The sequence below is a fragment of the Streptomyces seoulensis genome, assembly GCF_022846655.1.
Classification (GTDB): domain Bacteria; phylum Actinomycetota; class Actinomycetes; order Streptomycetales; family Streptomycetaceae; genus Streptomyces.
The window spans coordinates 6,005,414-6,030,659 of sequence record NZ_AP025667.1; the positions used below are offsets into that span (position 1 = coordinate 6,005,414).

The following is a 25,246-nucleotide window of genomic DNA, read 5'->3' on the forward strand; positions in this document are numbered from 1 at the left end:
ACGTTCCCGGAACATTCGAGCCACAGTTCGAAATTTTCGGTACGACCGTGAGGGGTGCCCGGCACATGGAGACCTACAGCAGACGCTGGTTCCTCGGCGCGGGCACCACCGCCCTCGTCTCGGCCGCCGGACTGACCGCCTGCGGTTCCGGCGGCCCCGGCGATTCGGACGGCACCCTCACGGCGTTCGTGTACGGCGACGACGCGGCGAAGGTGCAGGCGAAGGCGGTCTCCCGGTTCAACGACTCGGCGGCGGCCCGCAAGGCGAAGGGCCGCGTCAGGCTGGAGAAGGTGCCCGGCGCGGAGTACCCGGCCAAGCTGCGCACCGCGATGGGCTCGCCCAACGCCCCGGACGTGTTCTTCAACTGGGGCGGCGGCTCCATCCGGGCCTACCAGGAGGCCGGCCAGGTCCTCGACCTCACCGGCACCATCGCCGCCGACCCCGTGCTGAAGAACGGCTTCCTGCCCTCCGTGCTCGCCTCCGGAGCGCTCGGCGGCCGCGCGTACGGCATCCCGATGCGCGGCATGCAGCCCGTGATCCTCTTCTACAACAGGACCCTGTTCGCCGAGCACGGCCTGAAGCCGCCCGCGACCTGGGACCAGCTCCTCGACAACAACGCCAGGCTGAAGAAGGCCGGGATCACCCCGTTCGCCCTCGGCGGGGCGGACATCTGGCCCGAACTGATGTGGCTGGAGTACCTGGTGGACCGGATCGGCGGCCCGAAGGTCTTCGACCGGATCAAGAACGGCGACACGGCGGGCTGGGGCGACCCCGCCGTGCTCGAGGCCGCCCGGACGGTGCGGGAACTCGTCGACGGCGGCGCCTTCGGCAAGGGCTTCAGCTCGGTGGCCTACACCAACGGCGGGGCACCGGCCGCGCTCGCCAAGGGCAAGGCCGCGATGCATCTGATGGGGTCGTGGGAGTACTCCACCCAGCTCGGCAAGTTCCCGGACTTCGCCAGGAAGCACCTGGGCTGGTGCCCGTTCCCGGAGTTCGAGGGCGGCGCCGGTGACATCCGCAACGTGGTCGGCAACCCCACCAACTACTGGTCGGTGAACACCCGCACCGGGAACAAGGACGCGGCGCTCGCCTTCCTCCGGACCTGCGCCTCGGAGCAGTACGCCAGGGAGCTGATCGCCAACGGCGACGTCCCGGCCACCGCGAACGCGGACAAGCTCCTCGACGCCTCCCCCGACCCGGAGTTCGCCCGCTTCCAGTACCGGATGGTGCGCGAGGCCCCCGCCTTCACGCTGAGCTGGGACCAGGCGGTCGACCCGGACGCGGCCACGCCGATGCTGACCGAGGTCAACAAGCTGTTCGTGGGCAAGTCGTCCCCGGAGCGGTTCGTGGCGGCGCTGAAGGAGCTGAAGTGAGGCCCGCGAGAGGCGCCGGACGCCCGCATCCCTCCTGGGCCCTGCCCGCCGTGCTCTTCTTCGGCCTCTTCGCCCTCGTCCCGATGGTCCTGGCGTTCGGCCTGTCCTTCACCACCTGGAACGGCCTCGGCGAGCCGCGCCCGGCGGGACTCGCCAACTGGCACGCGCTGCTGACCGACGGCCGGCTGACCCGCTCGCTGACCGTCACCGTCGCACTGACCGCGGTGAGCTGCGCCTTCCAGACGACCACCGCCCTGCTGCTCGGGGTCTGGGCGGCGGGCCCGCAGCGCAACCGGGCGGTCCTGTCGGCGGTCTTCTTCGTGCCGTTCCTGCTGTCCTCGACCGCGGTCTCGCTGCTCTTCTACGCCCTGCTCGACCCCAACTTCGGCATCGTGCCCGGCGACACGCTCGGCACGACGTCCGGGGCCTTCCTCGCCCTCGTCTTCGTCGGCGGCTGGCAGTTCATCCCCTTCCACACCCTGATCTACCAGGGCGGCGCCCGGCAGATCCCCGAGGTGCTCTACCAGGCGGCGGCCATCGACGGCGCCGGACGCCTGCGCCGGTTCCGCTCCATCACCCTGCCCCAGCTCCGCAACACCGCGGCCACCTCCGGTGTGCTGATGGTCGTCGGCTCGCTGACCTACTTCGAGACCGTGCTGATCCTGACCCAGGGCGGTCCGGGCACGGACACCGCGATCCTGCCGTACCTGATGTACGAGTCGGGCTTCAAGGCCTACGACTTCGGCTACGCGAGCGCCATCGCCACCTTCCTCGTCGTGGCCGCCACCGCGCTGTCGCTGCTGCTGGTCCGGGTGACCGGCTTCGGCGCCATGCGCAGCACCCGGGAAGGGATGTGACCCCGTGACCCGCCCGGCCAACCCGCTGGCGGGCCTCGGCGCGCTGGTCTGGCTCGCCGTCGTCCTCGTCCCGGTCTACGTGATGCTGTCGGTGTCCCTGACCCGCCAGGACGAGGCGCTGGGCGCCAACGCCCTCCGGCCGCCGCGCCACCCCACCCTCGCCAACTACGGCACCGTCCTCGACAACGGGTTCGGCCACTTCCTGGCCAACACCGTGCTCGTCGCCGCGGTGGTGGTGGGGATCGTCCTGGTCCTGTGCGTCCCGCTGGCGTACGTGGCCGTGCGCACCCGCGGCTTCTGGTCGGGCGCGGCCTTCAGGCTCTTCCTGCTGGGCGTGGCCGTCCCCGCGCAGGCGGTGGTGGTCCCGCTCTACCTGATGATCACCAAGCTGCACCTGTACGACAGCCTGCTCGCCGTCGCGCTGCCCACGGCGGCCTTCGCCATGCCGGTGTCGGTACTGGTGCTCACCGGCACCCTGCGGGACGTCCCCGAGGAGCTGTACGAGGCGATGGCCCTGGACGGCGCGTCCCCGGCGCGGATGCTGTTCCGGCTCGTCGTGCCGCTGGCCAGGGGCGGCATCGGCACCGTCGTCGTCTACGCGTCCCTCCAGGCGTGGAACGGCTTCCTCTTCCCGCTGATCTTCACCCAGTCCGAGGACAGCCGCGTGCTGACGCTCGGCCTGTTCACCTACGTCAGCCAGTTCGGGGTGGACATCCCCGCCCTGCTCGCCTCGGTCGTCCTCTCCGGCGTCCCCGTGTTCGCCGTGTACCTGGTGGCCCGGCGCACCCTGGTCGGCGGCCTGATGGGCGCGGGCGGCAAGTGATCCCCTCCCCCCGTACGAGTCCCGACAGGAGTTCCATGACCACCGCCGCCTGGCGTGACCCCGCCCTGCCCGCCGCCGTACGCGTCGAGGACCTGCTGTCCCGGATGACGCCGGCGGAGAAGACCGCCCAGTTGTACGGCGTCTGGGTGGGCGCCGGTCCGGACGGCGGTGAAGTCGCCCCGCTGCAGAGCGAGATGAGCGCGGTGCCGGACTGGGACGCGCTGATCACCCACGGTCTCGGCCAGCTCACCCGCTCCTTCGGCACCGCCCCGGTCGCCGCCGAGCGGGGCGCCCGCGCGCTCGCCGCCACCCAGCGCAGGATCGCCGCCGCGAACCGCTTCGGCATCCCGGCGCTCGCCCACGAGGAGTGCCTGGCCGGGTTCACCGCCTGGGGCGCCACCGCCTACCCGGTACCGCTCGCCTGGGGCGCCTCCTTCGATCCGGCGCTGGTGGCCGAGGTGGGCGCCCGCATCGGCCGGGACCTGCGCTCGGCCGGCGTCCACCAGGGCCTCGCCCCGGTGCTCGACGTGGTCCGCGACCCGCGCTGGGGCCGGGTGGAGGAGACCATCGGCGAGGACCCGTACCTGGTCGGCACGGTCGGCGCCGCCTACGTGGGCGGGCTGGAGTCGGCCGGGATCGTGGCCACGCTCAAGCACTTCGCCGGGTACGCGTCCTCGGCGGGCGCCCGGAACCTCGCCCCGGTGCGGGCGGGCGCGCGGGAGTTGGCGGACGTGACGCTGCCGCCCTTCGAGCTGGCGCTGCGCGAGGGCGGGGCGCGGTCGGTGATGGCGGCGTACACCGAGACCGACGGGGTGCCCGCCTCGGCCGACGCCCGGCTGTTGACCGGGGTGCTGCGCGAGCGGTGGGGCTTCACCGGCACGGTGGTCGCGGACTACTTCGGCGTCGGCTTCCTGCGCACCCAGCACCGGCTGGCCGGGGACCGCGCCGGGGCGGCTCACCTGGCCCTGGAGGCGGGCGTGGACGTGGAGCTGCCCACCGTCGACTGCTACGGCACCCCGCTGCTGGACGCCGTACGCGCGGGCCGCGTCCCGGAGGCCCTCATCGACCGGGCGGCCCGCCGGGTGCTGCTCCAGAAGTGCGAACTGGGCCTGCTGGACCCCGACTGGCGTCCGGAACCGGCCGGCCCCGTCGACCTGGACCCGCCGGAGGGGCGCGCGCTGGCCCGGAGGCTGGCCGAGGAGTCGGTGATCCTGCTGGAGAACCCGGCGGGGCTGCTCCCGCTCGCCCCCGGCTCCCGGATCGCGGTGGTCGGCCCGCGCGCGGCGGACCCGCTGGCCATGCTCGGCTGCTACTCCTTCCCGGCCCACGTCCTCCCCCACCACCCCGGCACCCCGGCCGGCATCGCCATCCCGACCGTGCTGGACGCGCTGCGGGCCGAACTCCCGGACGCGAAGCTGACGTTCGCCGAGGGCTGCGGGGTGTCGGACGCGGACGACTCCGGGTTCGCCGCGGCGGTGGCCGGCGCGGCCGGGGCCGACGTGTGCGTGGCGGTGCTCGGCGACCGGGCGGGCCTGTTCGGGCGCGGCACCTCCGGCGAGGGCTGCGACGCGGCGGACCTCCGGCTGCCCGGCGTACAGGGCGAGCTGCTGGACGCGCTGGTGGCGACCGGCACGCCGGTGGTGCTGGTGCTGCTCACCGGGCGCCCCTACGCGCTGGGCCGCTGGGAGGGCCGGCTCGGCGCGGTGGTGCAGGGCTTCTTCCCCGGCGAGGAGGGCGGCCCGGCACTGGCCGGGGTCCTGTCGGGCCGGGTGAACCCCTCCGGGCGGCTCCCGGTGAGCGTGCCGCGCGGGCCCGGCGGACAACCGTGGACCTACCTCCAGCCCCCGCTGGGCCTGGCCGGCGAGGTCAGCAGCCTGGACCCGACCCCGCTGCACCCCTTCGGCCACGGCCTGTCGTACACCACGTTCGCCTGGACGGACTTCGGCGCGGCAAAGGCGGAGACCGGCACGGACGGCTCGTACGACATCACGGTGACCGTGCGCAACACCGGGGACCGGGCGGGCGCGGAGGTGGTGCAGCTCTATCTGCACGACCCGGTGGCCTCGGTGACCCGGCCGGACATACGGCTGGTCGGCTACCAGCGGGTGGAGCTCGCGCCCGGCGAGGCCCGCCGGATCACCTTCGCCTTCCACGCCGACCTGGCGTCCTTCACCGGGGTCGCGGGGGTACGGATCGTCGAGCCGGGCGCGCTGGAGCTGCGCCTCGGGCCGTCCAGCGCCGAGGTACGGCACACCACACGGCTGCGGCTGACGGGGCCGGTGCGGGAGGTCGGGCCGGACCGGGTGCTGCGCTGCGGGACCACGGTGACACCGGCCGGGTGAGCCGCACAACGGCGAAGGCCGCCCCGGTGAACCGGAGCGGCCTTCTGATCGGAGCGCTGGGCAGGTCTTGCACCTGCATTTCCCCGCAGGAAGCGGGGCGTCTTGACTTGGACCACCAACGCCTGGCGTTCGAACCGGAGTTGTTCCGGCCGTTCGCTGTGTGATGATCATAGCCAGAGATCGCCGCCGCGCGCCACTCCTGCCGTGGATCAGTTCCCGACGGGCTCGAACCGCCACCGGTGCACCGGCCGGGACACCAGACCGGCGTCCGGTGCGGGCAGTTCCGGCAGGTCCGCGTCGTAGGCCGCGTCCCACCAGGTGATGACCAGTACCCGGTCCCCCGGCGCCCGGAAGGTCTCCCTGCGCTGCGGGCCCGGGTCGAGCCGCTGTCCGCGCGCCCAGGCGAGCAGTTCCTCGCCCCGGCCCTCGGCGGCCCGCGCCTCCCACATCAGGGCGACGGTCATGAGTAGAGGTTCTCCTTGCTGACCTCGTGCACGTGGTCGTGGTCGTGCGTGTGGCCGGTGCCCGGCACGTGCGGGTCGGTGACCGGCAGGGAGGAGTCGGCGGACAGGTCCCAGTCGGAGGCGGCCCGGTTGCGGGCGACCATCTCGGCGCCGAGCGCGGCGACCATCGCGCCGTTGTCCGTGCACAGCTTGGGACGCGGCACGCGCAGCCGGATACCGGCCCGCTCGCAGCGCTCCTGGGCCAGCGCCCGCAGCCGGGAGTTGGCCGCGACACCGCCGCCGATCATCAGGTGGTCGACGCCCTCGTCCTTGCAGGCACGCACCGCCTTGCGGGTCAGCACGTCCACCACGGCCTCCTGGAAGGAGGCGGCCACGTCCCGGACGGGCACCTCCTCGCCGGCCGCGCGCTTGGCCTCGATCCAGCGGGCCACGGCGGTCTTCAGGCCGGAGAAGGAGAAGTCGTAGGCGGGGTCGCGGGGACCGCTCAGACCGCGCGGGAAGGCGATGGCCGTCGGGTCGCCCTCGCGGGCGTAGCGGTCGATGACCGGGCCCCCGGGGAAGCCCAGGTTCAGCACGCGGGCGATCTTGTCGAACGCCTCACCGGCCGCGTCGTCGATGGTGGCGCCCATCGGCCGGACGTCGGAGGTGATGTCCGAGGAGAGCAGCAGCGAGGAGTGGCCGCCGGAGACCAGCAGCGCCATGGTCGGCTCGGGCAGCGGGCCGTGCTCCAACTGGTCCACGCAGATGTGCGAGGCGAGGTGGTTCACGCCGTAGAGCGGCTTGCCCAGGGCGTAGGCGTACGCCTTGGCCGCCGAGACACCGACCAGCAGGGCGCCCGCGAGGCCGGGGCCCGCGGTGACGGCGATGCCGTCGAGGTCGCGGGCGGAGACGCCCGCCTCCTTCAGCGCGCGGTCGATGGTCGGGACCATCGCCTCCAGATGCGCGCGGGACGCCACCTCGGGCACGACACCGCCGAAGCGGGCGTGCTCGTCGACGCTGGAGGCGACCGCGTCGGCGAGCAGGGTGGTGCCGCGCACGATGCCGACGCCGGTCTCGTCGCAGGAGGTCTCGATGCCGAGGACGAGAGGTTCGTCAGCCATTGATCTCGGTTCCTTGTACGTCTTCCAGGGAGGATGAGGGGTCGGTCAGGCGCATGACCAGGGCGTCCACGTTGCCCGGCTGGTAGTAGCCGCGCCGGAAGCCGATGGGGACGAAGCCGAAGCGCTCGTAGAGCTTCTGCGCGCGGATGTTGTCCACCCGGCACTCCAGCATCACCTCCGCGCACTCGAAGGCGGTGGCGGCCCGCAGCAGCTCGGTCAGCAGGCGGGCGCCGAGGCCGGTGCCCTGCTGGTCGCGGGCGACGGCGATGGTCTGGACGTCGCCGAGGTCGCCCGAGGAGGCGAGCCCGGCGTACCCGACGAGCCGGCCGCCGTTCTCGGCGACGAGGTAGCGCCGGGTGGCGCCGTCGCCCCGCGCGTGGGACAGCTCGGACCAGAACATGCCCCGCGACCAGGCGTCCTCGGGGAACAGGTCCTTCTCCAGGTCGAGGACCCGGTCGATGTCCCACCAGCGCATCTCGCGCAGCTCCGCGGTCACTTCGGGGTGACCACCTTGTAGTTCTTGGGCACCTGGGCGTCGGGCCTGCGCAGGTACAGCGGACGCGGCTCGTCCAGCTCCTGTCCGGCGGCCAGCCTCTCGGCGGCCAGCGAGGCGAGCGCGGCGGCGGACACGTGCTCGGGCTCGTGGACGTCGGGGAAGGTGTCCGGGTAGAGCAGCGCGCCGGCGCCCACCGCGGGCAGCCCCGCGACGGTTTCGGCGATGTCGGCCGGGCGGTCCACGGCCGGGCCGGTGAGCCGGGTGCGGGAGTCGGCGTACGTCGCCCAGTAGACCTCCTTGCGCCGGGCGTCGGTGGCCACGACGAAGGGGCCCTCGCCGATGTCGGCGGCGTAGGCGAGGCCGTCCAGCGTGCACACGCCGTGCACGGGGACGCCGAGGGCGAGCCCGAAGGTGTCGGCGGTCATCAGGCCGACCCTCAGACCGGTGTAGGGGCCGGGGCCGGTGCCGACGACGATGCCGGTGACGGCGTCCAGCTTCAGCCCGGCGGCGGCGAGCACGCGGTCGACGGCGGGCAGCAGCAGCTCTCCGTGTCGGCGGGCGTCCACCTGGCTCGACGAGGCGACGACGTCCGTCCCGTCGTGCAGGGCGACGGTGACGGCGGGGGTGGCGGTATCCAGAGCGAGCAGAAGCACGCGAACAGCCTACGGCGCCCACGGCTCGCGCACGGCCGTCCCGGTCGGACCGTCACTGACTGCTACGGTCTGTATGAAGTACGACATATCCCGCGAACCGTAACGGGTCGGTACGAGGCAGAGGTGGCGCACGTGGCAGGGACCAGCTCGGGGATCGTGGCCGGACTCGTCGCGGTGTCCGTCGGCACCGTCGGCCTCCTCGCCTACCAGGCCCACGCGAACGTCCCGGCGAGCCTGCGCGCCCCCTCGGCGAGCGCGTCCCCCTCGGTGGCCGTGACCAAGGCCCCGCGCGACCGGCGGCATCCCACGGCGCTGCCGGCCCACTCGGGCAGGGGCGAGCGGGTCGTGTACTCGGTGGACGACGACCGGGTCTGGCTGGTGGACGACCACAGCCGCGTCCGGCGCACCTTCGGCGTCCGCCCCGGCGGGGTCGACCCGGCGCCGGGTTCCTACTGGGTCACCTCGCGCTCGAACGCCATCACCGGCAGCGACGGCGTCCCCGTGGAGCACGTCGTCCGCTTCACCACGGTGGACGGAGTGACGGTCGGCTTCAGTGCGGCCGTGCGCGACCAGCCGGACGGAGCCGGCTCCTCCGCCCGCACGGGCGGCATCCGGGAGAACCGCCGGGACGGCGACGCCATGTGGCAGTTCGCCACGATCGGCGTGCCGGTGGTCGTGATCCGCTGAGGCGAGGGCCCGCCGCTCAGGCCGCCTCGCGGTGGTCCGGGGTGCACTCGGCGGGGACCGGCGCGGGCGGCGGGGTGGAGACCGCCTTCGCCGCCGCGCACGACGCCAGCAGGTCGCGCATGGACACCTGCGCGGTCACCTGGGCGCGCGTCGCCCCCTCGGGGCGGGCCGTGGGACGCGGAACGGACATGGGGCGCCTCCTGAGCTGCGGGGGCGGGCGAGGTTAGGTATGCCTAACCACGGGCTGGGTACCATGTGACCACGCCCGGTACGTCCCGCGCAATACGATTCCGACACCCTGTCGGGATATCGGCGCCCTCAGCCGGCGAGCGAGTCCAGATCCGCCTTCGCCCAGCGGTCGCCGAGGCCGGTCAGCGTGACGTGGCGGACCTCGTCGGTGGTGTCGCCGACCGCGCGGTGGATGAGGATCTCCAGCCGGTCGTCGGTCAGTTCCTCGACCTTGCCCTCGCCCCACTCCACGACGATCACCGAGTCGGGCAGGGAGACGTCGAGGTCGAGGTCCTCCATGTCGTCGAGCCCGCCGGACAGACGGTAGGCGTCGACGTGGACCAGGGGCGGCCCGTCCACCAGCGAGGGGTGGACCCGCGCGATCACGAAGGTCGGCGAGGTGACCGCGCCACGCACCCCGAGCCCCTCGCCGAGCCCGCGGGTCAGCGTCGTCTTGCCCGCGCCCAGCTCGCCGGTGAGCATCACCAGGTCGCCCGCGCGCAGCAGCCCGGCCAGTCTCAGGCCCAGCTCCCGCATCTGCTCGGGGGAGGTGACGGTGAGCCGGGTCTCAGCCGGGTCGTACGGTGCCGCTGCTGCTGGTGCCTCTTCCATAACCGCTTACGGTAGCCCCTGCCGGAACGGCGCCGGCGCGGGTGAGCAGGTCGGCGAGGCGGTCGGTGACGACCTCGGGGTGCTCCAGCATCACCAGGTGCCCGGCGTCCGGCACGAGCACCAGCTCGGCGTCCGGGAGCAGGTCCGCGATGGCCTCGCTGTGCTCGCTCGGCGTGACCAGGTCCCGTACCCCGGCCAGCACGAGCACCGGCAGCTCCTGGAAGCAGGCCAGCGCCTCGGTCTTGTCGTGGTCGGTGAAGGCCGGGTAGAACTCCGCGACCACGTCGATCGGGGTGGACTCGATCATCCGCTCCGCGAACCGCGCGACCGCCGGGTCGATGTCCCGCCCCGCGAACGAGTACCGCTTGATCACCCCGGCGAACAGCTCGGCGGTGGCCCGGCGCCCCTTCTCCACCAGCTCGGCCTGCTGCCCCAGCGCCTTCAGCACGCCCGGCAGCACCCGGCGCACCGCGTTCACCCCGGCCAGCGGCAGACCGAAGTTGACCTCGCCGAGCCGGCCCGAGGAGGTGCCGACGAACGCGGTGGCGACGACCCGGTCCCGGATGTACTCCGGGTACTGCGCGGCCAGCGCCATCACCGTCATCCCGCCCATCGAGTGCCCCACCAGCACCACGGGCCCCTCGGGGACGGCCGCGTCCAGCACCGCCCTGAGGTCCCGGCCGAGCTGGTCGATGGTGACCGGCAGCCCGTCGCGGGTCTGGGACACGCCCCGCCCGGACTCGCCGTGGCTGCGCTGGTCCCAGTGCACGGTGCGGACGACGCCGCGCAGGGCGGCCCGCTGGAAGTGCCAGGAGTCCTGGCCGAGGCAGTAGCCGTGGCAGAAGACGACGGTCACCGGGGCGGGCGTCTTGCGGCCGAAGAGCCTGCGGCGGCGCGGGGAGACGTTCGGGCCGGGGTCGGGGTCGATGTCGTCGACCTCGTAGTACAGCTCGGTGCCGTCGTCGGCGACGGCCTTGCCGGGGGTGCCGCGCAGGGTGCCGTAGGGGCCCGTGGAGTCCAGGGCCAGCGCGGCGTTGCGGCGTATGCCGCGCCCGACCGTCATCCGCTCGATGGCGACACCGGCCGCCGCGCCCGCGGCGAGGACGCCTATCGCGGCGCCGGCGAGACCGGTCGCCTTGCGCCAGCCGCCGGACGCGGCCGTCGCGGCGACCGCGTCCACCACGGCCTCCGCACTGCTCTCGCTCACGTGCCGTTCCTCCTCGCCGTACTACGGTCCGCCGGGCCGGTGTGCCAAGGGCTACCGGACAGTAGCGTGCCCGGCGCCCGCAGGGGTCACGCGTTCACATGGACGCGGGGCACACGCGTGCCGATCCGGGTGACGATCTCGTACGCGATCGTCCCGCACACCTGCGCCCAGTCCTCGGCGGTGGGTTCGCCTCCGTCGCCCGGCCCGAACAGCACCGCCCGCGTGCCCGCCTCCGGCTCGTCGCCGCCGAGGTCGACCACGAACTGGTCCATCGCCACCCGCCCCGCGACGGTCCGCAGCTTGCCGTCGACCAGCACCGGACCGCCGCTGGAGGCGTGCCGGGGGATGCCGTCGGCGTAGCCGAGCGGCACCAGGCCGAGGGTGGTCTCGCCGGGGGTGACGTAGTGGTGGCCGTAGCTGACGCCGTGGCCGCCCGGCACCCGCTTGACCAGCGCCAGCGACGCGCTCAGCGTCATCACCGGGCGCAGTCCGAAGTCGGCCGGGGTGCCCAGCTCGGGGCTGGGCGAGATGCCGTACACGGCGATGCCGGTGCGGACCAGGTCGAAGTGGGTCTCCGGAAGGGTCAGCGTGGCCGGGGAGTTGGCGATGTGCCGGACCTCGGGCTCCACGCCCCGCTCCTCGGCGTACCCCACCATCTCCCGGAACCGGGCGAGCTGGGCCGCGATGGAGGGATGACCGGGCTCGTCCGCGCAGGCGAAGTGGGACCACAGGCCGGTGACCCGGATCAGCCCGGCGGCCTCGGCCTCCAGGGCCTCGGCGACCAGCTCGGGCCAGTCGTCGGGCTGGCAGCCGTTGCGGCCGAGACCGGTGTCGGCCTTGAGCTGCACCCGCGCGGGGCGGCCCGCCTCGCGGGCGGCGGCCGTCACCTCGCGCAGCGCCCACATGCCGCTGACGGACACGTCGAGGTCGGCCTCGATCGCCTCCCGCCAGGGCCCGCCGGGCACCCAGAGCCAGCACATGATCCGGCCCGGCAGCCCGGCCGCGCGCAGCGCGAGGGCCTCCTCCGGGGTGGCGGTGCCCAGCCAGGTCGCCCCGGCGTCCAGGGCCGCGCGGGCGCAGGGCACGGCGCCGTGGCCGTAGGCGTCCGACTTGACGACGGCCATCAGCTGCGCGCCCTCGGCACGGGCGCGCAGCGCCCGGACGTTGGCGCGCAGGGCACCCAGATCGATCTCGGCGCGGGCGCGCAGGGGCGCGGTCGGCACAGCAGAAGTCTCACTCATGGCGCCCCCAGTCTCTCAGAGGGCGTCGGCGGCCCCCGGCCGCACTCCTCGGCGATCCGCGCGGGCCCGCCTGACCGCGCCTCAGTCCCGTACGACGTCCCGCCACGCCTCGGGCACCCGCTCGGCGATGTCGAGGGCGGCGATGGGGGCGCCCTGCGAGGCGAGGCGTCCGGCGAGGCCGTGCAGATACGCGGCGACGCTGCCCGCGTCCAGCGCCGACAGACGGGAGGCCAGCAGCGATCCGGCGAGCCCTGACAGCACGTCACCGCTGCCCGCCGTGGCCAGCCAGCCGGTGCCGGTGGCGTTGACCCGGACCGGGCCGCCGCCGGGGTCGGCGACCAGTGTGGTGGAGCCCTTCAGCAGCACTGTCGCCCGGTAGACCGCCGCCAGTTCCCGCACCGAGGTCAGCCGGGCCGCCTCCACCTCCTCGCGGCGCACCCCCAGCAGGGCGGCCGCCTCCCCCGCGTGAGGGGTCATCAGGGTCGGCGCGGTGCGCCCGCGCACGACGTCCCGGTCGGCCAGCCGCAGCCCGTCGGCGTCCAGCAGCACGGGCACGTCGGCGGCGAGCACCTTGGCCACGGTGGGGGCGTCCTCCCCGGCGCCCGGACCCACCACCCACGCCTGCACCCGGCCCGCGTGGTCGGGGCCCTGGTCGGAGACGAGGGTCTCGGGGAAGCGGGCGATGACGGCGTCCCCGGCGGGGCCGACGTACCGCACGGCGCCCGCGCCGCCGCGCAGCGCGCCGGAGACGGCGAGGACGGCAGCGCCGGGATAGCGCGCGGACCCGGCGGCGACACCGAGCACCCCGCGCCGGTACTTGTCGCTCTCGGCGGAGGGGGCGGGCAGCAGCCGGGCCACGTCCTCGTGCTGGAGGGCCTCCAGCACCGGGTCCGGAGGAAGTTCGAGGCCGATGCCGACGAGCCGCACCGTCCCGGCGTACTCGCGGCCGGGGTCGATCAGCAGGCCGGGCTTGTACGCGCCGAAGGTGACGGTCAGGTCGGCGCGGACGGCGGCGCCGGACACCTCGCCGGTGTCCGCGTCGACCCCGCTGGGCAAGTCCACGGCGACGATCGCGGCCCGCGACCGCTCGGCGGCCTCGGCCAGGTGCCGGGCGTCCGGCCGCAGCCCGCCCTTGCCGCCGATGCCGACGATGCCGTCCACCACCAGGTCGGCCCGCTCGATCGCCTCCGGGGCCCGGTCGGGGCCGATGACGGCGCCGCCCGCAAGGCGCAGCGCGGCGAGGCCGCCCGCGTGGGCGCGGTCGGGCGTCAGGAGGACCGCGGTGACCCCGGCACCGCGCCGGCGCAGCCGGGCCCCGGCGTACAGCGCGTCGCCGCCGTTGTCCCCGCTGCCGACGAGCAGCACCACCCGGCTGCCGTACACCCGCCCGAGGAACTCGGCCGAGGCGGCGGCCAGTCCGGCGGCCGCCCGCTGCATCAGGGTGCCCTCGGGCAGCCGGGCCATCAGGGCGCGCTCGGCCGCCCGTACCGTCTCCACGCTGTACGCAGTACGCATGGGTCCGAGTCTGCCCCCGGAGCGCGGGAGGGCGCACCCGGATGGTTCACGCCTCGGCGATGACCACGGCGGAGGCGACGCCCGCGTCATGGCTGAGCGAGACGTGCCAGGACCGCACCCCCAGCTCGGCCGCGCGCGCCGCGACGGTGCCCTTGACCCGCAGCCGGGGCTGCCCGCTGTCCTCGACGTACACCTCGGCGTCGGTCCAGAGCAGCCCGGCGGGGGCGCCCAGCGCCTTGGCGAGGGCCTCCTTGGCCGCGAACCGGGCCGCGAGCGAGGCGATCCCCCGCCGCTCCCCGCCCGGCAGCGTCAACTCCCCCGCGACGAACAGCCGGGCGGCCAGATTCGGCGTACGCTCCAGCGCCGCCCGGAAGCGGTCGATCTCGGCCACGTCGATCCCGACCCCGATGATGCTCATGCCGGGAGCCTACGGCGGCCGCCCTACTCCACCGTCACCGACTTCGCCAGGTTCCTGGGCTGGTCCACCTCGTTGCCGCGCGCGGTGGCCAGTTCGCAGGCGAACACCTGCAGCGGCACCGCGGAGACCATCGGCTGGAGCAGGGTCGGGGTGGCCGGGATGCGGATCAGGTGGTCGGCGTACGGGACGACCGCCTCGTCGCCCTCCTCGGCGATGACGATGGTGCGGGCGCCGCGGGCGCGGATCTCCTGGATGTTGGAGACGATCTTGTCGTGCAGCACGGACCGGCCGCGCGGGGAGGGCACGAGCACGACGACCGGCACGTCCTGCTCGATCAGGGCGATCGGGCCGTGCTTCAGCTCGCCGGCCGCGAAGCCCTCGGCGTGCATGTAGGCGAGTTCCTTGAGCTTGAGGGCGCCCTCCAGAGCGACGGGGTAGCCCACATGACGGCCGAGGAAGAGCACGGTGTTCTTCTCCGCGAGGGAGCGGGCCAGCGCCCGCACCGGCTCCATGGTCTCCAGGACGCGTTCGACCGCGCCGGAGATCCGGGAGAGGTCCCGGACGACGTCACGGATCTCGTCGCCCCACTTGGTGCCGCGCACCTGGCCCAGGTAGAGGGCGACGAGGTAGCAGGCGACCAACTGGGTCAGGAACGCCTTGGTGGAGGCGACGGCGACCTCCGGGCCGGCGTGCGTGTAGAGCACGGCGTCGGACTCGCGCGGGATGGTCGAGCCGTTGGTGTTGCAGATGGCCAGAACCTTGGAACCCTGCTCGCGGGCGTGCCTGAGCGCCATCAGGGTGTCCATGGTCTCGCCGGACTGCGAGATGGCGATGACCAGCGAACGCCCGTCCAGGATCGGGTCCCGGTAGCGGAACTCGCTGGCCAGCTCGACCTCGCAGGGGATGCGGGTCCAGTGCTCGATGGCGTACTTGGCGATCAGACCGGCGTGGAAGGCGGTGCCGCAGGCGACGATGACGACCTTGTCCACCTCGCGCAGTTCGGCCGCGCCGATCCGCACCTCGTCCAGGGTGAGCGAGCCGGAGGGGTCGATGCGGCCGAGGAGGGTGTCCGCGACGGCCTTCGGCTGCTCGGCGATCTCCTTGAGCATGAAGTAGTCGTAGCCGCCCTTCTCGGCCGCCGAGGCGTCCCAGTCCACGTGGTAGGCGCGGGTCTCGGCCGGGCTGCCGTCGAAGCCGGTCACCGTGACGCCCTCGCGGCGCAGCTCGACCACCTGGTCCTGACCCAGCTCGACGGCCTCACGGGTGTGGGCGATGAACGCGGCCACGTCGGAGGCGAGGAACGCCTCGCCCTCGCCGACGCCCACCACCAGCGGGGAGTTGCGCCGGGCGCCCACGACCACGTCCGGCTCGTCGGTGTGCACGGCGACCAGGGTGAAGGCGCCCTCCAGGCGACGGCACACCAGCCGCATCGCCTCCGCGAGGTCGGCGCTCGCGGAGAACTCCTCCGCCAGCAGGTGCGCGACCACCTCGGTGTCCGTCTCGGAGGTCAGGTCGTGGCCGCGCTCGGTGAGTTCGGCGCGCAGCGCGGCGAAGTTCTCGATGATGCCGTTGTGCACGACCGCGACCCGGCCCGCGTTGTCCAGGTGCGGGTGGGCGTTGGCGTCCGTCGGGCCGCCGTGGGTGGCCCAGCGGGTGTGCCCGATGCCGGTGGTGCCGGCCGGGAGCGGGCGTTCGCCCAGTTCCTTCTCCAGGTTGACCAGCTTCCCGGCCCGCTTCGCCGAGGCCAGCCCGCCGTCCGCGAGCACCGCGACACCGGTCGAGTCGTATCCCCGGTACTCCAGCCGCTTCAGCCCGGCCATCACCACATCGAGCGCCGACTGCGCCCCTACGTATCCCACGATTCCGCACATGTTCGGCAGCCTACGGTCCGACGGCCCGTCAAAAGCGGTACCGCGTGCCCGGATTCGGAAATTCTGCGGCCCTTCGGCACCGTCCGAAGCCATTCGCACTCCGACACACAACCGTGCGAGCCCGTCGGGGGTCTACCACCCGCACACCCAAGCGAACAGCGGGAGACTCACGAATGAAGCGTGGACATCGCACAGCCCTGGCCACCGTCGTCGCCGCGACCCTGGTGGGAGGCATGACCGGCGCGCTCTCCGGCAGCGCCGTCGCGGCGGGCACGGCGGGAGCGGCCGCCAAGCAGCCCAGGACCGACTTCAACGGCGACGGCTACAACGACTTCGTGGTCAGCGCGCCCGCCGCCTGGGCGCACGGGAAGTGGCGGGTCGGCTCGGTCACCGCGTTCTACGGCTCCGCCCAGGGCGTCTCCCCCGCCCGGCACACCACCATCGACCAGGACACCTCCGGTGTGCCGGACACGGCGGAGAACGGCGACCTGTTCGGCGCGGCCACCACCACCGGCGACTTCGACCGGGACGGCTACACCGACCTCGCCGTCGGCAGCCCGCTGGAGGACGTGGGCAGCGACATCAACGGCGGCACGGTGCAGATCGTCTGGGGTTCCCCGCGCGGGCTCGCCGGCGCCTCCACCATCGCCGACCCGGCCCCGGCCGAGCACGACCGCTTCGGCGCCTCGCTGGCGGCGGGCGACTTCGACGGTGACGGCCGTACCGACCTCGCCGTCGGCACCAGCTCGTCCACCCTCTACACGTTCCGCAAGGGCATCGGCAGGAACGGCAGGGCCGGGGCCCTCGCCACCCGCTCCCTGTCGCTGCGCGGCGCCCCGGAAGCCGGGATCATCAACCTCACGGCCGGTGACGTCACCGGCGACGGCCGCGCGGACCTGATGGTGGACGGACTGAACCGCACCGCCTCCACGACCGACGGCAAGTACCACAACGTCAACTACTACGTGCCGGGCACCTCCACGGGCCCCTCGCGCACCACCGCCAAGCGGATGCCCGGCGGCCTCGCGGCGGCCATCGGCGACATCGACGGCGACGGCCGCGGCGACATCGTCACCGGCGTCTACTGGGGCCGCACCACCGCCACCGGCCCCATCGGCGGCAAGGTGGAGATCACCTACGGATCGGCCTCGGGCCCCTCGTCCCGCGTCCAGACCATCACCCAGGAGTCCGGCGCCATCCCCGGCGACTCCGAGGACTGGGACAAGTTCGGCAGCTCCGTCACGCTCGGCGACGTCAACGGCGACGGCCGGCTGGACCTCGCCGTCGGCGCCCAGCAGGAGAACATGCGCCTGTGGGGGCAGATGTACTACAACATGGGCACCGTCACCGTGCTGTACGGCACCGCCTCCGGCATCGACACCAAGACCTCCCCGCAGTACTTCTACCAGGGCAACCACGGCGTCCCCGGTACACCGGGAGGGAACTTCGGCACCGCCGCGCTGCTGTCCGACCTCGACCACGACGGCGGGGCCGACCTGATCGCGGGCAGCCCGTGGCAGGACAACGGCGACGGCACCGTCACCGTGCTGCCCTCCGAGCCCGCCCAGGACGGGCAGCACCGCATCGGCACCGTGGGCGCGCAGCTCCTGCGGCTCGGCCAGACGGGGATGGACACGACGGGCATCCCCCAGTTCGGCAGCGTGCTGCAGACCTCCCGCCAGGAGTCGCTCATCAACACCTGAGCCCGGCCGGCCGCGGCGGGCGGATCAGCCCAGCTTGGCCACCTGCGCGGCGATGACCTCGGCCGGGACCTCGTAGTCCTTGCCCGAGGCCATCGCCGCCATGTTGATCGTGCTGAAGGTGGCCACCGTGGCGCCCTGACGGACGACGACGACCTTGCTCACGGCCTTCACGCCCTCGTCGGCGGCCATGGTCAGGTTCACCGCGACACCCTCGTCCCCGCCCTGCGGCGCGGCGGCCGTGGCGGCCTTGAGGAACCGGGTCTTCTCGCCCGCGATGGTGGCCGTGAAGCCGCCCGCGCACTTCTGCGCCGCCGCGGTCAGCCCCTTGAGGGCGGCCGGTGCCGCGCCGCCGTCGTAGGAGGCGAGCCCGATCAGCGTCTTGTCCACGTCGAGCGCGGCCAGCAGCGCGTCCTCGGGCTTGGTGCCGGGCGCCGGCTTCTTCGGCGTACCGAGCCAGGACCGCTTCGCCGTCGACGCCGGCTCGCCCTGCGCCACGCCCGCCTGGGCGCGGGCCAGCGGCAGGCACGCCGCGTCGTCCGTGGTGACCTTGCCCGCAGCGATGTCGTCGCCGCCCGGAACCTTGGCCGTGACCTTGCCGGTCTTCACGTCGGACTGGGCCAGCCCGGCCTTCTCCAGCTCGGCGGCGGTCAGCGCCTTGAGCGCCGGGGCGGACGCCGCGGCCGGGGCGCCGTCACCCTTGCCCCCGGCGCCCTTGTCCGCGTCACCGGAACCGCCGCAGGCGGTGGCGAGCAGGGCCAGCGCGGCGGCGGACGCGGCGAGGACGGAACGGCGGACGGCGGTGGCACTCACGTGGGCACTCTTCTCTTCTGCTGACGGACGGCGTCTCATCTGCCGACCGACGGCGCCCGCGACACTTTTCCCGCGCTTTGCGCACGGATACCTCGCACTTTAAGCACAGCGGACACACAGATGATCATGGGGAGGCCCGCCCGGTACCCGACCGTGACGGCCGCGTGATCTCCGCCCCCACACGCGTGACGCACCCCACGCCCACCCCCGTTCAAACAGCGTTAACAATGGAATGTGATCTCACCGGTCTCCTCGATCCCCCGGAGCGCCCACCGGCACAGGCCGGAGGCGACTCCCTACGTCGACCTCACTCGCGCCGAATGGAGCGCGCTGCGCGACAAGACGCCGCAGCCGCTCACCGCCGAGGAGGTGGAGAAGCTGCGCGGCCTCGGCGACGTCATCGACCTCGACGAGGTGCGGGACATCTACCTCCCGCTCTCCCGCCTGCTCAACCTCTACGTCGGCGCCACCGACGGCCTCAGAGGCGCCCTGAACACCTTCCTCGGCGAACAGGGCTCCCAGTCCGGCACCCCCTTCGTCATAGGGGTCGCCGGCTCGGTCGCGGTCGGCAAGTCCACCGTGGCCCGCCTGCTCCAGGCCCTGCTCTCCCGCTGGCCCGAGCACCCCCGCGTCGAGCTGGTCACCACCGACGGTTTCCTGCTGCCGACCAAGGAGCTCCAGGCCCGCGGCCTGATGTCACGCAAGGGCTTCCCCGAGTCCTACGACCGCCGCGCCCTGACCCGCTTCGTCGCCGACATCAAGGCCGGCAAGGACGAGGTGACCGCGCCCGTCTACTCCCACCTCATCTACGACATCGTCCCCGGCGAACGCCTCACCGTCCGCCGCCCGGACATCCTCATCGTCGAGGGCCTGAACGTCCTCCAGCCCGCCCTGCCCGGCAGCGACGGCCGCACCCGGGTCGGTCTCGCCGACTACTTCGACTTCAGCGTGTACGTCGACGCGAGCGCCGAGGACATCGAGCGCTGGTACCTGGAGCGGTTCAAGAAGCTGCGCCAGACCGCGTTCCAGAACCCCTCCTCGTACTTCCGCAAGTACACCCAGGTCTCCGAGCAGGAGGCGGTGGACTACGCGCGCGGACTGTGGCGGACCATCAACAAGCCCAACCTGACCGAGAACATCGCCCCCACCCGCGGCCGGGCCACGCTCCAGCTCCGCAAGGGACCCGACCACACCGTGCAGCGGCTGCGGCTGCGCAAGCTGTAGCCCGGGACGGTTGGATGGGCGCATGCTGCACTTGCGTCTGATCGTCCCGTCCGACCGCACGGACGAGGTGGTGCGCCTGATCGAGTCCACGGTCGGCGCCACCCACCTCGTCGTCCTGCCCGGCGCCGCCCGCGACCCCGCCGGGGACGTGGTGCTGTGCGACGTGGCCCGGGAGGCGGGCGACGGCCTGCTCACCCGGCTCCAGGAACTCGGTGTCGACCGCACGGGCTCGATCGCCGCCGACGACATCGCCCTGTCACTGTCCCGGCGCGCCGACCGCGCCGAGGAGGAGGCGCCCGGCGAGGCCGCGGACGCCGTGCTGTGGGAGCACCTGGTCGAGGAGACCCACGAGGAGTCGACCCTGTCGGTGACCTACGTCGCCTTCCTCACCATCGCCACGATGATCGCGGCCTGCGGTGTGGTGCTGGACAACGCCGTGCTGATCGTGGGCGCGATGGCCGTGGGCCCGGAATTCGGGCCGCTGGCCGGGATCAGCACCGCGCTGGTGCGGCGCAAGCCCAAGCTTGCGTCCCGCTCACTGATCGCCCTGGTGGTGGGCTTCGCCGTCGCCATAGGGCTGACGGTCGGCTTCAGCATCCTGATGGACGCCCTCGGGCAGTTCAGCGAGGCGAAGCTGGAGGCGGACCGGCCCAACACCGGGTTCGTGTACGCGCCGGACCCGTTCTCCTTCATCGTCGCCCTGCTCGCCGGCGCCGCGGGCACGCTCTCCCTGACCTCGGCCAAGTCCGGCGCCCTGGTCGGCGTGGCCATCTCGGTCACCACGGTCCCGGCCGCCGCGAACGCCGCCGTCGCCCTGGCCTACGGGGACACCGAGCAGACCGTCGGCTCCTGCGAGCAGCTCCTGCTGAACCTCTTCGGGATCGTGCTGGCCGGCGTCCTCACCCTCCTGGCGCAGAAGGCGTTCTGGGCCAGGAGGGGCAGGAGCGGCCCGAAGGCCCAGAAGGCTTAGCCCAGCGCCGACTTGACCGCGTCGGCCAGGCGCCCGGCGACCGTGCGGGCCTGGTCGATGTCGGCGGCCTCCACCATGACCCGGACCAGCGGCTCGGTGCCCGAGGGGCGCAGCAACACCCGGCCGGTCTCACCGAGTTCGCGCTCGGCCTCGCCCACGGCGGCCGCGAGGTCGGCCGAGGTGCGCACCCGCGAGCGGTCCACGTCCGGCACGTTGACGAGGACCTGCGGCAGCCGGTCCATCACCGAGGCCAGCTCCCGCAGGGCCCGCCCGGTCTCCGCGACCCGCGCCGCCAGCAGCAGGCCGGTCAGCGTGCCGTCACCGGTGGTGGCGTGGTCCAGGATGATGACGTGCCCGGACTGCTCGCCGCCGAGCGCGTACCCGTGCTGCTTCATCTCCTCCAGCACGTACCGGTCACCGACGGCCGTCTGCACCAGGCGGATGCCCGCCCGCTCCATGGCCAGCTTGAAGCCCAGGTTGGACATCACGGTGGCCACCACGGTGTCCGAGGCCAGCGCGGAGCGCTCCCGCATCGCCAGCGCGAGCACCGCGAGGATCTGGTCGCCGTCGACCTCCTCGCCGGTGTGGTCCACGGCCAGGCAGCGGTCGGCGTCCCCGTCGTGCGCGATGCCGAGGTCCGCGCCGTGCTCCAGCACGGCGGCCTTCAGCAGACCCAGGTGGGTCGAGCCGCAGCCGTCGTTGATGTTCAGGCCGTCCGGCTCGGCGCCGATCGTGACGATCGTCGCACCGGCCCGGGTGAACGCCTCCGGGGAGACGCCCGCGGCCGCGCCGTGCGCCTCGTCCAGGACGATCTTCAGCCCCTCCAGCCGGTTCGGCAGCACCGACAGCAGGTGGGAGACGTAGGTCTCGGAGCCGGCCTCGTAGTCGCGGACCCGGCCCACCCCGGCGCCGGTGGGGCGCTCCCAGGGCTCGCCGTGGCGGTGCGACTCGTAGACGGCCTCGATACGGCCCTCCAGCTCGTCCGCGAGCTTGTGGCCGCCACGGGCGAAGAACTTGATGCCGTTGTCCGGCATCGCGTTGTGGCTGGCGGAGAGCATCACACCGAGGTCGGCGCCGAGCGCGCCGGTCAGGTGGGCGACGGCGGGCGTCGGCAGCACACCGACGCGGAGCACGTCCACGCCGGCGCTGGCCAGGCCCGCGACGACGGCGGCCTCCAGGAACTCCCCGGACGCGCGCGGGTCACGGCCCACCACCGCGGTCGGCCGATGGCCCTCGAACGTGCCCGACTCGGCCAGTACATGCGCCGCCGCGACGGACAGGCCGAGCGCCATCTCGGCCGTCAGGTCCGCGTTGGCGACGCCACGCACGCCGTCGGTGCCGAAGAGTCGTCCCACTTGTCCTCCCGAGGAAGCGTCACTGCTGCCAGGAATCATGGCATGCGCCCGAGCATCCGATCACACAAGCCTTTGAGCGTCTTGTGCCGTTATACGCCCTTGACGCAGATAAACGAACGCCCCGACGGCACACAGGGCGTGCCGTCGGGGCGTTCGGAGTACGCGCGAAGCGCCGCTGTTTAGCGCTTGCTGTACTGCGGGGCCTTACGGGCCTTCTTCAGACCGGCCTTCTTGCGCTCGACCGCACGGTCGTCGCGCTTGAGGAAGCCGGCCTTCTTGAGGGCGCCGCGGTTGTTGTCGACGTCCGCCTCGTTCAGCGCACGGGCGACACCGAGACGGAGCGCACCGGCCTGACCGGAGACACCGCCACCGGCGATGCGGGCGACGACGTCGTAGCGACCGTCGAGCTCGAGCACCTTGAAGGGCTCGTTGACTTCCTGCTGGTGCACCTTGTTCGGGAAGTAGTCCTCGAGGGTGCGACCGTTGATCTTCCACTTGCCGGTGCCCGGGACGATCCGGACGCGGGCGATGGCGTTCTTGCGACGGCCCAGGCCGGCGGCCGGCTGCGGCTCGCCGAAGCGGGAAGCCAGGGACTCCGACGTGTACTCGCCCTCGACGGGGAGCTCGGTCTCGGTGGTGTAGCTCTCGATGTCGACGAGCTCGGTCTCTTCGAGCGGCTGCTCGGGGGTGGTCTCGGCCACGATTCTCCTCAGATTCTCTTCAGTCTTAAAGGGTGGCCGGAATTACTGCGCGACCTGGGTGATCTCGAACGGCACCGGCTGCTGGGCAGCGTGGGGGTGCTGGTCGCCCTTGTAGACCTTCAGCTTCGAGAGCATCTGACGGCCGAGGGTGTTCTTGGGGAGCATGCCCTTGACGGCCTTCTCGATGGCCTTCTCGGGGTTCTTGTCGAGCAGCTCGTCGTAACGGACGGAGCGCAGACCACCGGGGTAGCCGGAGTGACGGTAGGCCATCTTCTGGGTCCGCTTGTTGCCGGACAGGTGCACCTTGTCGGCGTTGACGACGATGACGAAGTCACCGGTGTCGACATGCGGCGCGTAGATCGGCTTGTGCTTGCCCCGGAGAAGGGTCGCGGCGGTGGTGGCGAGACGACCCAGGACGATGTCCTGAGCGTCGATGACGTACCACTGGCGCGTCACATCGCCGGGCTTGGGGCTGTACGTACGCACGGTTCGTAGCCTTCGCTTCGAGTGAATGGTCCTGAACAGGTCACCGAAACGATCACGACAGCCTCGATCGCACTGCGGTGACGCAACCGCGTGCTGATCGCTGGTCATCGGCCCGGTGGACCGGTGTAAGGGCCCGTCCCGTGAGAATGAGCAAGCCAATACACAACGAGGAGCTAGGTTACCGGGCCGCCCCCGGACGGGTCAAAACGAGCTTGCCGGGAATGCCGCCCGGCCGAGATGTTCCCCCGTGCGCCGAAGGTCCCCCTATCGCCTCCGCACGGCCTCACCTCGGGCGCGCCGGGACCCTCCGGGCCCCTCTAAGATGCGCCCCATGAGTTATGGGCAGGGGGGTCCCCAGTCTCAGTGGGACCCTTGGACACCTCAATCCGAGCAGCCGTGGAAGAGCGGCGGCGACGACGGCACCCCCGACTGGGCGGCGCTCGCCGACGCCTCCGAGACCCGCAAGAAGCGTCGCAAGGTGCTGCTCATCGCGGGCGGCGTGCTCGCCACGGGAGCGGTCGGCACCGCCGTCGCCATGGCCGTGGTGAACGCGGGCGGCGACGACCGGGCCGGCGGTCCCTCCGGCCTGCCCGCGACCGCCTCCCTGCCGGGCGGCACGGCGACCACGGCACCGTCCTTCGCGCCGACCAGCGCGCCACCGCCGCTGGACCCCAAGGACTTCATAGCCAGCGCCAACAAGGACACCGCTCCGCTGAGCCCGGAGACCCTGTTCCCGGGGACCCAGCTCACCATGGGCGAGACGGTGTACAAGAAGGGCGCCACCGCCGACAGCAAGAACTGCGCGTCCGGCGCCGGCGGCACCCTCCCGAAGGCGCTCGCCGCGGGCGACTGCACCCGGCTGATGCGGGTCAGCTACGTCAAGGACGGCGTGGCCGTCACGGTCGGTGTCGCGGTCTTCGACAACGACACCGACGCCACCCGGTTCAAGGACCGGGCGGACAAGAAGAGCATCGTCGCCGCGCTGCCGGGCAAGGGCGTGAAGTCGTTCTGCGACTCCGCGATCTGCCGCTCCACCACCAACACCCTCGGCCGGTACGCCTACTTCACGATCGCCGGTTTCACCGACGGCAAGGACGTGACGACCAAGGACACCAAGGTCTTCGCCGCCGGCAACGACCTGGCCGAGTTCTCCTTCCGCCAGATCCGGCGCCGCGGGGAGGCCCAGGCGTCGGCGGCGGCCCAGTAGCCGCCCCCGCCCGCCCGGGCCCCCGCTCAGCTCAGCAGCACCCCGCCGACGGCAGTGAGCGCCGGTTCCGCGCCTCCTTGTTCCGCGCGGCCAGCAGCTCGTCGGCGGGGTAGCCGACCTCCTCCAGCGTCAGCCCGTGCGGCCGCACCACATGCACGGCGGAGTCCCGCACCCCGGCGCCGAGCACCTTCCCCGGCCACTCGGGCCCCCGGTGCCCGTCACCGACGAACAGCAGCGCGCCGATCAGCGAGCGCACCATGTTGTGGCAGAACGCGTCCGCGCGCACCGTCGCCGTGATGACCCCGTCCGCTCCCCGCACCAGGCTCAGCTCCTGGAGGGTACGGATGGTGGTCGCGCCCTCACGCTTCTTGCAGTACGCCGCGAAGTCGTGCTCGCCCAGCAGGGCGCGGGCCGCCTCGTTCATCGCGTCCACGTCCAGCGGCCAGTCGTGCCAGAGCACATGGCCGCGCAGCAGCGGGTCGACACCGCCGGGGTTGTCGGTGACGCGGTAGGCGTAGCGGCGCCAGACGGCGGAGAAACGGGCGTTGAAGCCGGGCGGGGCCTCGGTCAGGGACCAGACGCGCACGTCCTTCGGGAGCCGTCCGGCGAGCCGCTTCAGCAGCTTCTCCCGGTGCTCGGCCCACACCGTCTCCGGCAGGTCGACATGGGCGACCTGGCCGCGCGCGTGCACCCCGGCGTCCGTCCGCCCGGCCACGGTCAGCTCGTACGTCTCCTGCGACCGGGTCACCGTACGCAGTGCGTCCTCGATCTCACCCTGGACGGTCCGCTTGCCGCCGGCCTGCTTGGCCCACCCGTGGAAGCCGGTGCCGTCGTAGGACAGGTCCAGGCGGATGCGGACACGGCCGGGCTGTGCTTCGTCACTCACGCAGAAATCCTCTCAGG

The 25,246-nt window shown here is 73.0% G+C and carries 25 protein-coding genes; 9 read left to right on the forward strand and 16 right to left on the reverse strand.

What is annotated here, in order from left to right; translation table 11 throughout:
• Positions 1-65: 65 nt before the first annotated feature.
• From HEK131_RS27450 to HEK131_RS27465, 4 genes are read left to right on the forward strand one after another with little or no spacing between them, the layout of a single operon-like run.
• Positions 66-1,373 (forward strand): ABC transporter substrate-binding protein, encoded by a 1,308-nt coding sequence (locus HEK131_RS27450; RefSeq protein ID WP_244337496.1) that lies wholly within the window; start codon positions 66-68, stop codon positions 1,371-1,373.
• On the forward strand, positions 1,370-2,230 hold the full coding sequence (locus tag HEK131_RS27455) for a carbohydrate ABC transporter permease (protein ID WP_244337498.1): 861 nt from the start codon (positions 1,370-1,372) through the stop codon (positions 2,228-2,230). The genes HEK131_RS27450 and HEK131_RS27455 overlap by 4 nt, the downstream gene beginning before the upstream one ends.
• Before the next feature lie 4 nt (positions 2,231-2,234).
• Complete coding sequence (locus HEK131_RS27460) at positions 2,235-3,053, forward strand: carbohydrate ABC transporter permease (RefSeq protein ID WP_161147249.1); 819 nt, start codon at positions 2,235-2,237, stop codon at positions 3,051-3,053.
• Between the two features lie 35 nt (positions 3,054-3,088).
• A complete protein-coding gene (locus HEK131_RS27465; protein ID WP_244337500.1) occupies positions 3,089-5,395 on the forward strand; it encodes a glycoside hydrolase family 3 N-terminal domain-containing protein in 2,307 nt (768 codons plus the stop codon).
• Positions 5,396-5,604: 209 nt separating this feature from the next.
• Here HEK131_RS27465 and HEK131_RS27470 read toward each other — a convergent pair whose 3' ends face one another.
• Genes HEK131_RS27470 through tsaB form a run of 4 tightly spaced genes read right to left on the reverse strand, consistent with a single transcriptional unit; the run spans position 5,605 to position 8,108 of the window.
• Positions 5,605-5,859 (reverse strand): hypothetical protein, encoded by a 255-nt coding sequence (locus tag HEK131_RS27470; RefSeq protein ID WP_217461884.1) that lies wholly within the window; start codon positions 5,857-5,859, stop codon positions 5,605-5,607.
• Positions 5,856-6,959, reverse strand: coding sequence for a tRNA (adenosine(37)-N6)-threonylcarbamoyltransferase complex transferase subunit TsaD (gene tsaD, locus HEK131_RS27475; protein WP_161147246.1), 1,104 nt, complete (start codon positions 6,957-6,959; stop codon positions 5,856-5,858). Before tsaD ends, HEK131_RS27470 begins: the two co-directional genes overlap by 4 nt.
• On the reverse strand, positions 6,952-7,434 hold the full coding sequence (gene rimI / locus HEK131_RS27480) for a ribosomal protein S18-alanine N-acetyltransferase (protein ID WP_217461941.1): 483 nt from the start codon (positions 7,432-7,434) through the stop codon (positions 6,952-6,954). Before rimI ends, tsaD begins: the two co-directional genes overlap by 8 nt.
• A 17-nt stretch (positions 7,435-7,451) precedes the next feature.
• Entirely contained in the window at positions 7,452-8,108 is a 657-nt protein-coding gene (tsaB, locus tag HEK131_RS27485) for a tRNA (adenosine(37)-N6)-threonylcarbamoyltransferase complex dimerization subunit type 1 TsaB (RefSeq protein ID WP_217461883.1), read from the reverse strand.
• Positions 8,109-8,240: 132 nt separating this feature from the next.
• Between tsaB and HEK131_RS27490 the strand changes: the two genes are divergently transcribed.
• On the forward strand, positions 8,241-8,795 hold the full coding sequence (locus HEK131_RS27490) for a hypothetical protein (protein WP_217461882.1): 555 nt from the start codon (positions 8,241-8,243) through the stop codon (positions 8,793-8,795).
• Positions 8,796-8,811: 16 nt separating this feature from the next.
• Here the strand turns inward: HEK131_RS27490 and HEK131_RS27495 are convergent, their stop codons facing one another.
• The 7 genes from HEK131_RS27495 to glmS form a co-directional block, all read right to left on the reverse strand.
• On the reverse strand, positions 8,812-8,985 hold the full coding sequence (locus HEK131_RS27495) for a hypothetical protein (protein WP_217461881.1): 174 nt from the start codon (positions 8,983-8,985) through the stop codon (positions 8,812-8,814).
• 128 nt (positions 8,986-9,113) lie between these two features.
• Complete coding sequence (gene tsaE, locus HEK131_RS27500) at positions 9,114-9,635, reverse strand: tRNA (adenosine(37)-N6)-threonylcarbamoyltransferase complex ATPase subunit type 1 TsaE (protein ID WP_217461880.1); 522 nt, start codon at positions 9,633-9,635, stop codon at positions 9,114-9,116.
• Positions 9,592-10,842, reverse strand: a complete 1,251-nt coding sequence (locus HEK131_RS27505) for an alpha/beta fold hydrolase (RefSeq protein WP_244337502.1) — start codon at positions 10,840-10,842, stop codon at positions 9,592-9,594. Before HEK131_RS27505 ends, tsaE begins: the two co-directional genes overlap by 44 nt.
• Before the next feature lie 86 nt (positions 10,843-10,928).
• Positions 10,929-12,083 carry an alanine racemase gene (gene alr, locus HEK131_RS27510; RefSeq protein ID WP_244337504.1) on the reverse strand — a complete coding sequence of 385 codons (1,155 nt, stop codon included), beginning with the start codon at positions 12,081-12,083 and terminating at the stop codon, positions 10,929-10,931.
• Positions 12,084-12,164: 81 nt separating this feature from the next.
• Entirely contained in the window at positions 12,165-13,598 is a 1,434-nt protein-coding gene (locus tag HEK131_RS27515; protein WP_244337506.1) for an NAD(P)H-hydrate dehydratase, read from the reverse strand.
• Between the two features lie 46 nt (positions 13,599-13,644).
• Complete coding sequence (locus HEK131_RS27520; protein ID WP_217461876.1) at positions 13,645-14,016, reverse strand: holo-ACP synthase; 372 nt, start codon at positions 14,014-14,016, stop codon at positions 13,645-13,647.
• Between the two features lie 23 nt (positions 14,017-14,039).
• Positions 14,040-15,887: a glutamine--fructose-6-phosphate transaminase (isomerizing) gene (gene glmS, locus HEK131_RS27525; RefSeq protein WP_244337508.1), complete on the reverse strand. Its 1,848-nt coding sequence runs from the start codon at positions 15,885-15,887 to the stop codon at positions 14,040-14,042.
• Between the two features lie 173 nt (positions 15,888-16,060).
• Between glmS and HEK131_RS30200 the strand changes: the two genes are divergently transcribed.
• Complete coding sequence (locus HEK131_RS30200) at positions 16,061-17,590, forward strand: FG-GAP-like repeat-containing protein (protein WP_279614281.1); 1,530 nt, start codon at positions 16,061-16,063, stop codon at positions 17,588-17,590.
• A gap of 24 nt (positions 17,591-17,614) precedes the next feature.
• Here the strand turns inward: HEK131_RS30200 and HEK131_RS27545 are convergent, their stop codons facing one another.
• The gene (locus tag HEK131_RS27545) at positions 17,615-18,400 is read right to left on the reverse strand and encodes a hypothetical protein (protein WP_244337510.1); all 786 of its coding nucleotides are present in this window, start codon (positions 18,398-18,400) and stop codon (positions 17,615-17,617) included.
• A gap of 234 nt (positions 18,401-18,634) precedes the next feature.
• On the opposite strand from HEK131_RS27545, the gene coaA reads away from it, so the two are divergent.
• The gene (coaA, locus tag HEK131_RS27550; RefSeq protein ID WP_217461872.1) at positions 18,635-19,624 is read left to right on the forward strand and encodes a type I pantothenate kinase; all 990 of its coding nucleotides are present in this window, start codon (positions 18,635-18,637) and stop codon (positions 19,622-19,624) included.
• Between the two features lie 22 nt (positions 19,625-19,646).
• Positions 19,647-20,594 (forward strand): DUF389 domain-containing protein, encoded by a 948-nt coding sequence (locus HEK131_RS27555; RefSeq protein ID WP_244337512.1) that lies wholly within the window; start codon positions 19,647-19,649, stop codon positions 20,592-20,594.
• Here the strand turns inward: HEK131_RS27555 and glmM are convergent.
• The 3 genes from glmM to rplM all read right to left on the reverse strand — a co-directional run bounded on the left by glmM (position 20,591) and on the right by rplM (position 23,136).
• On the reverse strand, positions 20,591-21,949 hold the full coding sequence (gene glmM, locus HEK131_RS27560) for a phosphoglucosamine mutase (RefSeq protein WP_244337514.1): 1,359 nt from the start codon (positions 21,947-21,949) through the stop codon (positions 20,591-20,593). The genes HEK131_RS27555 and glmM overlap by 4 nt on opposite strands.
• Positions 21,950-22,128: 179 nt before the next feature.
• Positions 22,129-22,650 carry a 30S ribosomal protein S9 gene (rpsI, locus tag HEK131_RS27565; RefSeq protein WP_030811723.1) on the reverse strand — a complete coding sequence of 174 codons (522 nt, stop codon included), beginning with the start codon at positions 22,648-22,650 and terminating at the stop codon, positions 22,129-22,131.
• 42 nt (positions 22,651-22,692) lie between these two features.
• The gene (rplM, locus tag HEK131_RS27570; protein WP_161146661.1) at positions 22,693-23,136 is read right to left on the reverse strand and encodes a 50S ribosomal protein L13; all 444 of its coding nucleotides are present in this window, start codon (positions 23,134-23,136) and stop codon (positions 22,693-22,695) included.
• Between the two features lie 331 nt (positions 23,137-23,467).
• Here rplM and HEK131_RS27575 point away from each other — a divergent pair, with 331 nt between their 5' ends.
• Positions 23,468-24,343, forward strand: coding sequence for a hypothetical protein (locus tag HEK131_RS27575; RefSeq protein ID WP_244337516.1), 876 nt, complete (start codon positions 23,468-23,470; stop codon positions 24,341-24,343).
• 31 nt (positions 24,344-24,374) lie between these two features.
• Here the strand turns inward: HEK131_RS27575 and truA are convergent, their stop codons facing one another.
• On the reverse strand, positions 24,375-25,229 hold the full coding sequence (gene truA / locus HEK131_RS27580; protein ID WP_217461868.1) for a tRNA pseudouridine(38-40) synthase TruA: 855 nt from the start codon (positions 25,227-25,229) through the stop codon (positions 24,375-24,377).
• Between the last annotated feature and the right edge of the window lie 17 nt (positions 25,230-25,246).